A 12,400-nucleotide genomic window follows, 5' to 3' on the forward strand; every position below is an offset into this window, starting at 1 on the left:
TGGGCCGTGCGGGGGAGCCGCGTGGCACGCGCCCGGTGCGCGTCGAAGCTTGAGCGAAGACGGCCGATCAGGACGGAGAGCTCGGCGACCTCGTCGTCGGTCCAGTCCTCCAGGGTCGCGGCGAGCAGGCGGCGGACGCGGGCGAGGTTGTCCTTGGCCACGCGCGTGCCGTCCGGCGTGAGCCGCACGTACCAGGAGCGCCCGTCGTGGGGGTTCGGGACGCGTTCGATCCAGCCGCGGTCCCTGAGGTCCGCGACATGCCTGCTCATCACTGACAGGTCGACCTCGAACAGGCCGGCGAGGTCGCCGATGCGCTGTTCGCCGCATCGATGCAGCGTCGCGAGCAGCGCGAGTCCGGCGTGGGGGCCGGTGAACGGCAGGTCACGCTTGATCGCCTTGATCACCGCGCCCATGTCGCTCAGGCGGGCGAGCAGTTCGCCGCAGCCCTCTTCTGACGCCATGACCGCCTCCATCTAGTTGCCTTAGGCAAATATATATCATTGCCCTAGGCAACCTTCAGAGGGGTATGTCTATTCCTGTCCGATCCGTCCTCTAGGGGTCGGCGGCGGGAAACCCACGTGACACGGGCGTCGAGCGGGTCGCATGGACGCTCGACGCGACCTGAACGGACGCCGCGCACCACGACCGCGTCCCTACCGCACCGGATCGAGCGACCGGCGCTCGTCACGTCCGGGTGCGGATGAAGGTCACCCGGCGCTCGCCGAAGTCGGGCCGGGCGGCGTACCCGGCGTCCAGCCAAACCGCCTGCGTGTGGCCAGGATCGCTGCTCCACCAGGCGCGCCGGGTGAACGCGCTGGGTGGCAGGTCGTTGCCGATGATCACGGCGGCCTCCGCGAAGGTCATCCCGATCCGATCGTCTCCGACCCTTTCCAGATGCCGGGCCAGGCGCTCGTACTGCGCTCGGGTGACCATGCGGCCAGTGTGCGCGGCGACGCCGGAGCTTGTCGCCACACCACCTGAACTGTCCTGATCTGGCCTCGGACGCGCGTTACGAACCGACGCGGCGCAGCTCGGCGGCGTCCTGCGCGTCGATCTCCTCGACGACCTGGCACGCGTTGAGCGTCGGGTCCAGTTGGTCGGCGTGCGCGGCGGCCCGTTGCAGCAGGTCACGGAACGCGCCGACGTCGACCCCGAGGCCAGAGAGGACGTGGTCCTCGACCCGGCACAGCTCGGCGCTTCGTTCCTCCCAGAGGGCCCGGCCGCGGTCGGTGGCGACCACGCGGCGGCTGCGCCGGTCAAGCGGATCGGGCCGGCGCTGGACCAGACCGGCGGCCTCCAGGTCGTCCAGCAGGTAGGTGAGCACCGTGCGGTCGATGCCGAGCTGGGTGGCCATCACGCCCTGATTGCCCGCGAGCTCCTGGACGGCCGACGCGAGCACCTGGTAACCCCGGGGACCTCCGGGAATGCCGTTGAAGACCTCCCCGGCGGCGCGTCGGTACGTACGCAGCAGCACGCCCAGCGCCCAGCCGAGATCGCCTTTCAGCGCGTCGGCCGAGGGACGCGGAGATGCCGAAGCGGCGCTCTGCTCCGGCACGGACGGCGATTTCGGCGAGGGGCCCACTCGTACACGGTACCCGCCCGACCTCTTGATCGGCTACCCAACTATTCTTACCCACAACTCGTCTGCTTGACATACGTTCTGCGTTGAATAACATCTGCTGCGCAGAGCAAACCGAGAGAGGCAATGCGATGATCTTGTTTCGTCTTGACGCCAGCATCCGCGAAGGCATGTCCGTCAGCCGGAAGGTGGCCGACACCGCCCAGGCGGCTTGGCAGAGCGCCCAGCCCGACGGCCAGGTGATCCACCGGGACCTCTTCCAGACCCCGGTCCCGGCCGACGCCTGGGCACTCGCGGTCTCAGCGGGCGCGGTCCCCGAGGAACAGCGCACCGACGCCCAGCGCCGCGCGGTCGCGCTCGCGGCCGAGATCGCCGACGAGGTGGCCGCGGCCGACGCCTACCTGCTGGCCGTCCCCCTGTACAACTACGGCGTCTCCCAGCACGTGAAGACCTGGATGGACCTGCTGCTCACCGACCCCCGCTTCGCCCCGGGAACCGAACCGCTCGCGGCCGGACGCCACGCCGCGCTGGTGATCACGCGCGGCGGCGGCTACGGCGAGGGGACGCCCCGCTTCGGCTGGGACCACGCCACGCCGTGGTACCGGCGGATGTTCGGCGACGTCATGGGCATGGAGCTGCACGTCAGCGAGGTCGAGCTGACCCTGGCCGAGGTGTACGAGTCCATGGCGCCGCTCCGGCCCCTCGCCGCGGAGTCGCTGCGCACCGGGCACGAGTCGGCCGACAAGAACGGCCGTGTCATCGCCGAACGCGCTCTCAACGCCGTCTGACGTCCGGGATCGGGAGAACGGCCGAGGCCCTGACCGCCCGGCCGGCCGCCCGCAAGGCTCACGAACGCCTGTTTCGCCCCATTCGCCTTATGCGCCTATTTGGCCTTACTTGGCCTGGACGCCCTTGGCGATGGGCTCCAGGTCGTCGGCCGCGAGCTCGGAGACGGTCACCCGGACGAGCACCCCCTTCTTGGCCAGCCACAGCATGTCCGTGCCGTCCTGGGAGACGACCGGATCGCCGTCCTTCCGTGGCTCCACGGGGGACTTCATGATGTTCAGCGCGAGGATGTCCTGGGAGTTGTTCACCTTGCGCGGGTGGAAGACGGACACCGTCACCGTCCGGCTGCCCTCCTTGTCCTGCCAGCGAAGCGCCTTGCCCTTCAGGTCTCCGGCCTTCGCCGCCACGGCCTTCCCCTGGCCGACGATGTACTCCGGCAGGTAGCGCACCTCCACCCCGTCGACCGTGGCGAGGGCCTTCTCTGCGGCTACAGGGGTGGTGTCGGCGTCAAGGAAGGCGGGCCGGGACGAGATGGCGTACGCCGAGGCCACCGCGATCACCACGACCAGGGTCGTGAGCAGCACGATCAGCTTGGTGCGGCTCCTGCCGCGCCGAACCGTGACCGGGGCGGTGTCCTCCGACATCACAAAGGGCTCGATCCGCGACATCCCCGTCCTCCCTCGCAAGTGGATCAACCCTAACCAAACCCCGGCCGCTGCGGCAGTTACATCTCACACTCCAAACGTCCCGTCCGCGCGCGGCGAGATCACGGCCGGATAGCCGGTGGACGATCCGAAGATCCTCGGGCCCGCTGCGCGAGGCCGGACCTCGCCTGCGTTCCTTCCGGACGCACGTTCTCGGCGATCCCACGACGATTCCCGCGCTCGACCCGCTGATTCCGTCGATCGTCCGGGCCGTCGCCCAGCGTCCGACGAACTCAACGAGCGCGGCGACGCGGAACTCACCGCCCTGCTCCGGCCGTACGTGGACCCGCTCTCGATCTGGGGCGACCGCCGAAGCGGCGCCCTCCTGCTCCCCGAGCCGCGCCCGGACCACCGCCGCCCGGCGTAGCCGGACATCATGGCGCATCTCCCACCCGCAGTCGCCCGCGTCCCCCTGGGGCACATCCAGACGAATACCGCCACCCCAGGATCCGTGGGCGCCCCCACCACGCCCACCCCAACGACCAAACCCGCCACCCCAGCGGTCAACGGCAACGTGATAACCCCCTCGTTATCGTTAGCCCCACCAGGCACTCGACATTTTGGAACGGTCTTTCTGGACGGCCGTATCGAGCCATCCCTGAATACCGTCCCGCGCCGTGCGGGCCCAAAGTCCGGGCGGCAGGTGTCGGCCATGCGGAAAACGGGGGTCCCGCATGCGAGGAGCCGGATCGTTTCGTCATTCCCGATATCTGAAGGGAGTCGACATGCAGCTCGACCGAGGGCCCGATTTCGTCACCACAGGAAAACGAGGACCGATGCCGCGCACCGCGAAGTGGGCATGGAAGGTCCTCACCGCCGCCGTCGCCATCGTCGTCCTGTCGTTCGGCACGGCCGCCGGCGCCGGAGCGGGCACTGCGAGCAAGCCAGGACCCGGCGCCCCGTTATCGGCACAGACGTCGGCACAAACGTCGGCACAGTCATCGGCGCAGGCGAAGTGGCTCGCCGGCGCCACCTTCCGCCACGGCTTCGTCCCGGTCGACGGCGGCATCCTGCACTACGTGCGCGGTGGGTCCGGGCCGCTGCTCGTGCTGCTGCACGGCTGGCCGCAGACCTGGTGGGAGTGGCACAAGGTCATGCCCGCCCTCGCCCGCACGCACACGGTGATCGCGTTCGACCTACCGGGGCTGGGCGACTCCACCGTGCCGCCCGGCGGCTTCGACGCGGCGACCACCGCGCGCCGCATCCGCCAGGGCGTCCAGCGCCTCGGCTTCCAGAACCAGAAGGTGAAGATCCTCGCCCATGACGACGGCGCCCTGGTCGCCTACCCCTACGCCCGCGACTACCCCTCCGAGGTGAGCCGGCTCGCCGTCCTGGAGCTCCCGCTCAACGGCTACGGCCTGGAGGACGCCTACAGGCTGAGCTGGCACTTCCTCTTCAACGCCGCGCCGAAGCCCCTCGCCGAGCGCATCATCAGCACCCAGGACGACGTCCAGACCTACCTGGGCAGCCTCTTCAACGGAGCCCAGCACCCCGACGCGATCGACCAGGCGGAGTACTTCCGCGCCTACTCCCGGCCGGCCACCCGCAGCGCCGCGTACGAGTACTACCGCGCGTTCGCCGCGAACGCCGCCAATAACCAGGCCAACGCCTCCAAGAAGCTGACCATGCCGGTCCTGGCGATGGGCTCGCAGTACGTTTTCGGCCCCGTGGTGGCCGCGTCCTTCCGCCAGGTCGCCAACGACGTCCGCCAGGTCGTGGCCCCGGACGCCGGCCACTGGATCCCTGAAGAGAACCCCGCCTTCCTGATCAACTGCGCGAACCTCTTCTTCGGCCCCTCGACCGGAACCCCCTCCTCACCCGACCTCGCGGGCTGCGCCCCGTAGACCCGTCGTCGAAATCCACACGCGAAAGGCCCGACGCCGACCGCGACGGGCCTTTCCGCGAAACCCCGCACCGGGATCCTCCACTGCGGGCAGACCATCGCTCTCCAAGCCACCGGCTGGAGAAATTCCGCCACAGCACGTCCACCCCGGTCTCCTGCGAGCAGTCGACGCCGGCCGGGGACACCGAGCCAGAACAGTCGGCTCAGAGCAGCCAGTCGAGCAGGCCGCCGTTCCGGGTCTGCGTCGGGCTCGGAGCCGGCGGAGGCGCCTCTGTGGTCGGCGGCGGTGTCGGGGACGGCTTCGGGTCGTCCTCGGGCTGCGGGTTCTGGTGCCGCTCGGGGCGGCCGCTGGGTCTCGGCGCCGGCTCGGGCGACTGGGCGCGGGTACGCGTCGGTGTCGGCCGGGACGTGGGCTGGTGGGTCTTCCGTGCCTCGGACACCGTCGGCGCGGGTGCGGGCGTCCCGGTGGGCGGCGCCGTCGTCTCGTCAGGCCTCGCGCTGGGCTCGGTGGCCGGGTCGCCGCCGCTGGGGGCCGCCGTCGGGCCCTCAGTCAGCGCCGGGTCCTGCCGCCCTGCCGGGGCACAGTCACTGGAGGGAGAGCACGCCGCCTCCTGCTTGGACCCCACCGAGGACGACACGATCCAGCCGCCCGCGACCGCGAGCACGACGACCGCGACCATGGCGAGGACGAGCCGCTTGTTCCGGCCGCCCTTCTCCTCCTCCGCGTCACTCTCGGAGGTCCACCCCAGGTCGATGTAACCCCGGTCCCCTTCCCGATCGGGGTCCCAGTTCTCACCGTCCGTCGGCGGCGCGTCGCCCCCGGCCCGCTCGTCGTCGTGCGACGCCTCACGCCCCTCAGGGCGGTAGAGATACTCGTAGACTTCGGGGATTTCCGAGTCCTCGGCCTCTTCGTGGTGGTCCTCGGCACGCTCGCGGTCCCGGGGGGCGGGCTCCGGCGAGTCGTCGCTCTGGGCGTGATCGGGTTCGTGTCCGGGCGTCCACCCGTCGGACAGCACGTCGCCGACCGGGCGCTCCGATTCGCTGTTCCGCTGGATGCCTGAGGGATCGACCTGCTTGAGAGGATCTTCGTCGCGGGAACTCGGGTGGCCGTCGCGGTCCATGCCGAACCTCTCTGCTCAGATTTCTGGCCGCACAACTTCTTAGCAGTTCCGACAGCGAGCTGTCGGGAAACTCCACATCTCCCCCGAAAACACAATCTTCCCACTGGTCCCGCCTGTCACAGACCCATGCGTGATGGCGAAGCGACAACGATTGGGCGGCGAACCTGAGACTCCGCTGGGCCCCCGCCATGAGCGCGAGGCCTGCCGCGACCGACGAGGCACGCCCATCGTCCCGGCCTTTGAACTGGGAAAACTTTTGCTCCCGTCAGAGTCGGCCAGAGACCCCGGCAGCGCTACCCGCGACGGCGCAGCATCGTCACGACAAGCCAGACGATGACGGGCAGGAGAACCAGCGGCACCGGTTGCCGCCGCACGCCCTCCTGAACCCGATTCTCGGCAAGGTTGCAGGTATTCGACTCAAGTGGCTCCTCGGCCGCGAGTAGCAACCAGGCCAATTCTTCGGCAGGACATCACTGAAAGCGAATTCCCGATCTTCAAAGGCCGGCTTTCCGTACCCCTCAATACTCCTCAACAATCCTCAATCCGATGCGCTCCTCCATGCGCGGGGCAGCCCGCGACGCGGTGCGTCGCGGGCTGCCGTTGCCCGTCGGGGCTAGTCGCCGATGCGGCCGCTCAGGACTCGCCCTCGCAATACTGCTTATCCCACCTTGCGGTTCTGTAGTCGTAGCAGTAATAGCAACCGTCGTCTCTCCACTTGCACAGGTTGGGGTTGGGCTGGGCGTGCCGGGCCGAAGCACAGGCGCTCGGACCCGAGGCCTGCGCGGCGCCTGTGACGGTTCCGGCGACCACGAGCGTGGACGCCGCCAGCGCGATGGCGAAGAGCAAACGCTTGAGCATCAGAGATCACTCCCTGAGGTGAGGACCGGACCCGGATTGACGGGGATGACGAACGCCGGTTCCGAGTCTCGGGATACGCCGATGCGGCGCCGAACATCACCCAGACTAATCGCACCACCAGACGAAATCTCCCACCCAGACGCAAAACATTACTTCAGGCACATACCCCCATAAATACGATCATCCCCACCCACTGGAAAAACGAGGCGTTGCACCGAACCAGCCACTGCGAGCCCGCGCGCGTCCAATTCGTCCCGTCGACGCAAGCCGGGACGGCGCTTCCCCACCGATATCAATGTGACGCCATGGGGACGAAAAATGACAGGCAATAAAGTTCGGACACCGACGCCGGAATCTCCATCAGCTCAAATGGCGCGAACGGCGCCCTGCCCACCGATTCGCTCCATGAAATCGCTGTTTCAGCAGTCATCCCGGCTCAGCGGGCGACGAAGGGGTGGCCGGGAAGATCTCCGGCCACCCTGCAGCACGTAGAGGCCAGGTGGGCCGCCGATCTCCTGCGTGCGCAGCATCGAGGTGAACCCCCGGCGGCCCAGCAGCAAGTCCCCGCACTCCCACGCCGAGCGGTGAGCGTGTACCGTGCGGGCCGAATGCACCGACCGCATGCTGATCTACAGCGAACGGCACCTGCGCTCGGTGCCGGCCGGGTACGCCGATCACTACAACGGGCATCGGCCTACCTGGCGGTGACCGCCGAGAAGGCGGGAAGCCCCGCGACGGCCGGTCGCCTTGATGCCCGACTCAGATCAAACCCAGGGCCAGCATCGCATCGGCGACCCGCCGGAAGCCGCCGATGTTCGCGCCGGCCACGTAGTCGCCCGGCATGCCGTACTCGTCGGCGGTTTGCAGGCAACGGGCGTGGATGTCCTGCATGATCTCCCGCAGCCGTTGCTCGGAGAACTCGAACGTCCACGAATCACGGCTGGCGTTCTGCTGCATCTCCAGCGCGCTGGTCGCCACGCCGCCCGCGTTGGCCGCCTTGCCCGGTCCGAACGCGACGCCGGCCTCCAGGAACACCTTGATGCCCTCCGGCGTGGTCGGCATGTTGGCCCCTTCGCCGACCGCGATGCAGCCGTTGTCCACCAAGAAGGCGGCGTCACGGCCGGTGATCTCGTTCTGCGTGGCGGACGGCATCGCCACCTCGCAGGGCACCTCCCACACGTTGCGACCCGGCACGAAGGTGACGTGCTCGCCGCGACGTTCCGCGTACGCCTGCAGCCTGCCGCGCTCGACCTGCTTGACCTGCTTGAGCAGATCCAGGTCGATGCCCTTCTCGTCGAGCACGTAGCCGGAGGAGTCGGAGCAGGCCACGACCACGCCGCCGAGCTGCTTGACCTTCTCGATGGTGTAGATCGCCACGTTGCCGGAGCCGGACACCACGACCCGCTTGCCGTCGAACGACGTGTCCCGCGCCTTCAGCATCTCCTCGACGAAGAACGTGCACCCGTAACCGGTGGCCTCGGTGCGCACCTGGGCGCCGCCGTACACGAGTCCCTTGCCGGTGATCACCCCGGACTCGTAGCGGTTCGTGATGCGCTTGTACTGGCCGAACAGGTAGCCGACCTCCCGCCCGCCGACGCCGATGTCGCCGGCCGGCACGTCGGTGTACTCGCCGATGTGCCGGTACAGCTCGGTCATGAAGCTCTGGCTGAAGCTCATCACCTCGCGGTCAGAGCGGCCCTTCGGGTCGAAGTCCGATCCGCCCTTGCCGCCGCCGATCGGCAGGCCCGTCAGGCCGTTCTTGAAAATCTGCTCGAAGCCCAGGAACTTGACGATCCCGAGGTAGACCGACGGGTGAAAGCGCAGCCCGCCCTTGTACGGCCCCAGCGCGCTGTTGAACTCCACCCGGAAGCCGCGGTTGATCTGCACCTCGCCTCGGTCGTCGATCCACGGCACCCGAAAGATGATCTGCCGCTCGGGCTCGCAGATACGCTCAATGATCTTCGACTCGGCGTACTCGGGATGCTTGCCTAGAACAGGGCCGATGCTCACCAGCACCTCACGCACCGCCTGGTGGAACTCGATTTCCCCAGGGTTCCGGCGGAGGACATTGTCGTAGATCGACGACAGTTTCTCATGCAACACATAAGCTCCAAGGTCACTGATACAAGCCTCCTCACTTTACGGGTCGCCCCGTTGTGAACAGGATGTGCCCTCCCAATTTCTTCGGCGCGGTGCTGGAGGCCTTCCGCGGCGCTGGCCCGCGTTCCGCGTAATTCAGCGGGCTAGAGATGCGAATCTGGGCTTTGAGCTGGACTGACACGGCCGGCTCGCACGCCCTGCCGGGCGTGCGGCGTGGGCGCCGGTCCCGGCCGGCGGCGGGAACGCGGGCCGCCCGCCGTACGCAGCGCCCGCCGCTCCAAACCTCACCCGCCGACCGAGGACGCGCCGCCGCCCAACCGCTCTAGTCACGGCCAAGTGCAGAAGTCATTGCTACCGGTCCTCGTCGGGCGTGATGATCAGTTTGCCGCGCTTGGCCGTCCCGTTTTGTTCAAGTTCGGTAAGCGCTGGGATGGCTTGCGAGAGCGGAACGCTGCGGGCGATCGGCAGCCGCAGCGTTCCCCGGCCGGCCGCTCGCGCGACCTCTTCGAGGTCTGCGGTGATCGGGCGGGCGATCAGGACCTGGAACGGCCCGGGCAAGGCGGTTCTTGCGAAGTTCGCAGGGGTGGGGTGGATGCCGATGATGCGGCCGCCCGGCTTGAGCATCGTCCGCGCGGATTTGACCGGGAGGGTGTCGGCGGCGGCGACGACGAGGTCGAACCGCCCCGCGAGCGGTGCGGGGTCGAAGTCGAATTCGACGATCGGGTCGATGCCGAGCTCGCGTGCTTCGGACTTGGAGGTATCGCGGCAGCTGCCGGCGACCGTGGCGCCATGGTCCAGGGCGATCTGGACGGCGCAGCGGCCGACCCCGCCGAGGCAGCTGTGAACGAACACGGCCTGGCCCGGCTTCAGCTTCCCCTTCGTGATCAGGGCCTGCTGGGCGGTGATCCCGACCGTCGGGAGCGCGGCGGCATCCTCGAAAGACAGGCCCGCGGGCTTGCGCACGACGAGCATTGGCGACGACTTCGGCCAGATCGCGCGACAAGCGCTCGACGAGATGCAAGCAGTGATGACATCGGATGTCATCGGCGTGCTAGAGTGATGACATCCAATGACGTCACCCTGGAGGCATCGAGTGGCAACGCCAAGGCGCGTCCCATGACGACCGAATCGCTGCCGGGCCCGCCGCCTCAGGTCGCGATCATTGGCGCGGGGCTGGACACGGCATCGCCCAGGTTTTCCTGCTCGCCGGATCGGCGGTCCGGGTGTGGGATCCCGATGAGAAGGTGCTGGCAGGCGTCCCGGCGCGGATCGACGAACACCGAGCAGCAGGCCCCGGGCCTCGTCCGTGAACTGTGCGAGCAGGGCGAATTCGGCGCGAAGAGCGGACGCGGCATCTTCCCGTGGCCGGGCCGGACACGAGACGACGTCGAGGCCCGTCTGCTGGCGCACCTCCTTGAACAGGCCAGGCGGCCTGCGACCGGATCATGAGCGGCGAGCTCCGCACCTCTAGCCGAAGCCGGGGGCGCTCCTAGGCGGCGAACAGTGCGGCCCGCGCCGCGTCCATCCTGGCGACCGGGCGCCGGCGGTAATGGCCGTGGGCTGCCTGGCTTACCGCCGGCATCGGTCACGCAGACCTGTCCGCCGTCATCGGCATCCCTGACGCCGAGCGCGGCGAGGAGGTCTGCGCCGTCGTGTCCGCGACCTCTGCCGGCGAGAATCATCGACCAATACGGGCGTGGTTTCACGGCCCGTGGCGGCGTGGGTCGGGGAGTTCTGGTGGTCTTGCGGGCGTGCTCGCCAGATCCGAGGTCTGTGCAGCGGGCTCGGATCTGGCGAGCGGGTGCCAGATGATCTCCCAGGTGAGGAGATCAGTCAGCGATCCAACTGCCGTGGAAGCCGAATGGCACGCGGGTGGGGAGATGTATCGTCGCGACCGGGTTGGCGAGGTCCTGGGCGTGCCGGATGACCACGTCGCAGCGTTCGGTGGTGGCGTCGTGGACGTAGGCCATGAGCCAGCCGTCGTCTTCCGCGGAACTTCCGGCAGAAGGGACGAAGACGGTCTCCATTGTCAGCATGCCGTGTCCGTAGTCGACGCGCTCGCTCGTTCCGCGCTTGACGTCGTACTTGAGCAGCCCGGTGAAGCCCTTCGGCACGTCGTCGGAGGTGACCGTGTATGAGTACCGGTAGTCCTGTCCGGTCACGCGGTCGTCGTACCGGGGGAATTCCTGCGCGTGGTCGTCAAGCAGCTGTTCGGTTACCTTGCCGGTGGCCGGATCGGCCGTCCACCGGTAGAGGCGGGCCTCATCCTCGAACGCCGAGAGGCTGTTGGTGTAGTACATCGATTCGTAGCGCACCACATCCATGACGACGGTGCCGTCCGCGGCGTCGTAGGCGTTGCCGGTGTGGAACACGAAAGGCGTGCCGGGCAGCTCGCACCAGACGACGTCTTCCGCGGTGCCCTCCCGCGGTAGCAAGCCGACGCGGCAGCCGTGGTCGGGAGTCCACCGGAGCGGCAGCGGGTCGCCGCTCATCGCGGCCAGCTGCGAGAACGTCACTGGCATATCGAGGATGACCGCGTATTTCTGGGTCAGGCACATGTCGTGCACCATTACGTGCCCCGGCAGCGGAACGTCAACGATGCGGCGCACCCGGCCCTCGGTCGTGACGACCTGGTATTGAACCTTTTCCTGCGAGGGCGTGTAGGTGATGGCGTGTGTCTCCCCGGTCAAGGGATCAACGCGCGGGTGCGCGGTGAACGCGTCGCCCATCGTCCCGCCGAAATCGGACCGTGCCTCCGTCATGAGGTCATACGACAAAAGCATCGGAAGGCAGCCGGCCTCGGTGAGCGCGTAGGTGCCCTTGCCGATTTTCAGCACGTGCGTGTTGTTGGCGGCGTCGTACCCCCGCGTCGGCCCGGGCGGCGCCGGCTCGCCCAGCGCCATCTGCACGTCCGTGCCCCGGACAAAGCGATTGCGGTACCATTCGGCCTTGCCGTCCCGCAGGCGGACGCCGTGCAGCATCCCCGCTCCGGTGAGCCAGTTGTGGTTCACGGGATCGTCGACAGGGGCGATCGGATTAGGTCCTACGCGTATCAGACGACCCGACAGCTCAGCCGGGATTTTCCCGTCGACTGAGAGATCATACGCCGTGACTTCCTCGAGGACCGGCGCGTAGTTCCCCGAGAGGTAGAGGCTGCCGTCCCGCGAGAGGTAGAGGCTGTCGTCCCGCCTTGGCTCGGTGGCCTCTGCGTTGTCCAGCGTCATGGGAACTCCTTCGTACTGCTAGTCTCGCGATTTCGCGGGACGCTGTTCTGTTCCAGTGTGGTATCTGTAATGCCGCACAGGTGTTCAAATCCTGGACGCCGGCAGTTCAGTGGCAAGCACCGCTGCGGTGCGCACTGCCGACGATTCAGGACCGGCGCGGCGTGCCTCGGGCGTCGCCGGGCCAT

General features: G+C 68.2%; 12 protein-coding genes. 3 read left to right on the forward strand and 9 right to left on the reverse strand.

Going from position 1 to position 12,400, the window contains the following annotated elements:
* From AB0H21_RS16070 to AB0H21_RS16080, 3 genes are all read right to left on the reverse strand, one after another.
* Positions 1 to 461 (reverse strand): MarR family transcriptional regulator (locus AB0H21_RS16070; protein WP_358516838.1); only part of this gene is annotated, 461 nt, incomplete at its 3' end.
* Positions 462 to 684: 223 nt separating this feature from the next.
* The gene (locus AB0H21_RS16075; RefSeq protein WP_358516840.1) at positions 685 to 933 is read right to left on the reverse strand and encodes a hypothetical protein; all 249 of its coding nucleotides are present in this window, start codon (positions 931 to 933) and stop codon (positions 685 to 687) included.
* A 76-nt stretch (positions 934 to 1,009) separates the two neighbouring features.
* Entirely contained in the window at positions 1,010 to 1,582 is a 573-nt protein-coding gene (locus AB0H21_RS16080) for a MarR family transcriptional regulator (protein WP_358516842.1), read from the reverse strand.
* 128 nt (positions 1,583 to 1,710) lie between these two features.
* On the opposite strand from AB0H21_RS16080, the gene AB0H21_RS16085 reads away from it, so the two are divergent.
* On the forward strand, positions 1,711 to 2,367 hold the full coding sequence (locus AB0H21_RS16085) for an NAD(P)H-dependent oxidoreductase (RefSeq protein ID WP_358516844.1): 657 nt from the start codon (positions 1,711 to 1,713) through the stop codon (positions 2,365 to 2,367).
* A 105-nt stretch (positions 2,368 to 2,472) separates the two neighbouring features.
* Here the strand turns inward: AB0H21_RS16085 and AB0H21_RS16090 are convergent, their stop codons facing one another.
* Complete coding sequence (locus tag AB0H21_RS16090; RefSeq protein ID WP_358516845.1) at positions 2,473 to 3,033, reverse strand: hypothetical protein; 561 nt, start codon at positions 3,031 to 3,033, stop codon at positions 2,473 to 2,475.
* A 761-nt stretch (positions 3,034 to 3,794) separates the two neighbouring features.
* On the opposite strand from AB0H21_RS16090, the gene AB0H21_RS16095 reads away from it, so the two are divergent.
* Positions 3,795 to 4,913 (forward strand): alpha/beta hydrolase, encoded by a 1,119-nt coding sequence (locus AB0H21_RS16095; RefSeq protein WP_358516847.1) that lies wholly within the window; start codon positions 3,795 to 3,797, stop codon positions 4,911 to 4,913.
* 202 nt (positions 4,914 to 5,115) lie between these two features.
* Here the strand turns inward: AB0H21_RS16095 and AB0H21_RS16100 are convergent, their stop codons facing one another.
* The 4 genes from AB0H21_RS16100 to AB0H21_RS16115 form a co-directional block, all read right to left on the reverse strand.
* On the reverse strand, positions 5,116 to 6,033 hold the full coding sequence (locus AB0H21_RS16100; protein WP_358516849.1) for a hypothetical protein: 918 nt from the start codon (positions 6,031 to 6,033) through the stop codon (positions 5,116 to 5,118).
* A gap of 633 nt (positions 6,034 to 6,666) precedes the next feature.
* Positions 6,667 to 6,891: a hypothetical protein gene (locus AB0H21_RS16105; protein WP_358516851.1), complete on the reverse strand. Its 225-nt coding sequence runs from the start codon at positions 6,889 to 6,891 to the stop codon at positions 6,667 to 6,669.
* Between the two features lie 759 nt (positions 6,892 to 7,650).
* The gene (gene gdhA, locus AB0H21_RS16110) at positions 7,651 to 8,994 is read right to left on the reverse strand and encodes an NADP-specific glutamate dehydrogenase (RefSeq protein WP_358516853.1); all 1,344 of its coding nucleotides are present in this window, start codon (positions 8,992 to 8,994) and stop codon (positions 7,651 to 7,653) included.
* 348 nt (positions 8,995 to 9,342) lie between these two features.
* Entirely contained in the window at positions 9,343 to 10,035 is a 693-nt protein-coding gene (locus AB0H21_RS16115; RefSeq protein WP_358516854.1) for a zinc-binding dehydrogenase, read from the reverse strand.
* 72 nt (positions 10,036 to 10,107) lie between these two features.
* Here AB0H21_RS16115 and AB0H21_RS16120 point away from each other — a divergent pair, with 72 nt between their 5' ends.
* A complete protein-coding gene (locus AB0H21_RS16120) occupies positions 10,108 to 10,440 on the forward strand; it encodes a hypothetical protein (RefSeq protein WP_358516856.1) in 333 nt (110 codons plus the stop codon).
* A 380-nt stretch (positions 10,441 to 10,820) separates the two neighbouring features.
* Here the strand turns inward: AB0H21_RS16120 and AB0H21_RS16125 are convergent, their stop codons facing one another.
* Entirely contained in the window at positions 10,821 to 12,215 is a 1,395-nt protein-coding gene (locus AB0H21_RS16125; protein WP_358516858.1) for a carotenoid oxygenase family protein, read from the reverse strand.
* Between the last annotated feature and the right edge of the window lie 185 nt (positions 12,216 to 12,400).

Origin of the sequence: Sphaerisporangium sp. NPDC051011, assembly GCF_040653595.1 — a bacterium.
In the GTDB taxonomy this organism is placed as follows: Bacteria; Actinomycetota; Actinomycetes; order Streptosporangiales; family Streptosporangiaceae; genus Sphaerisporangium.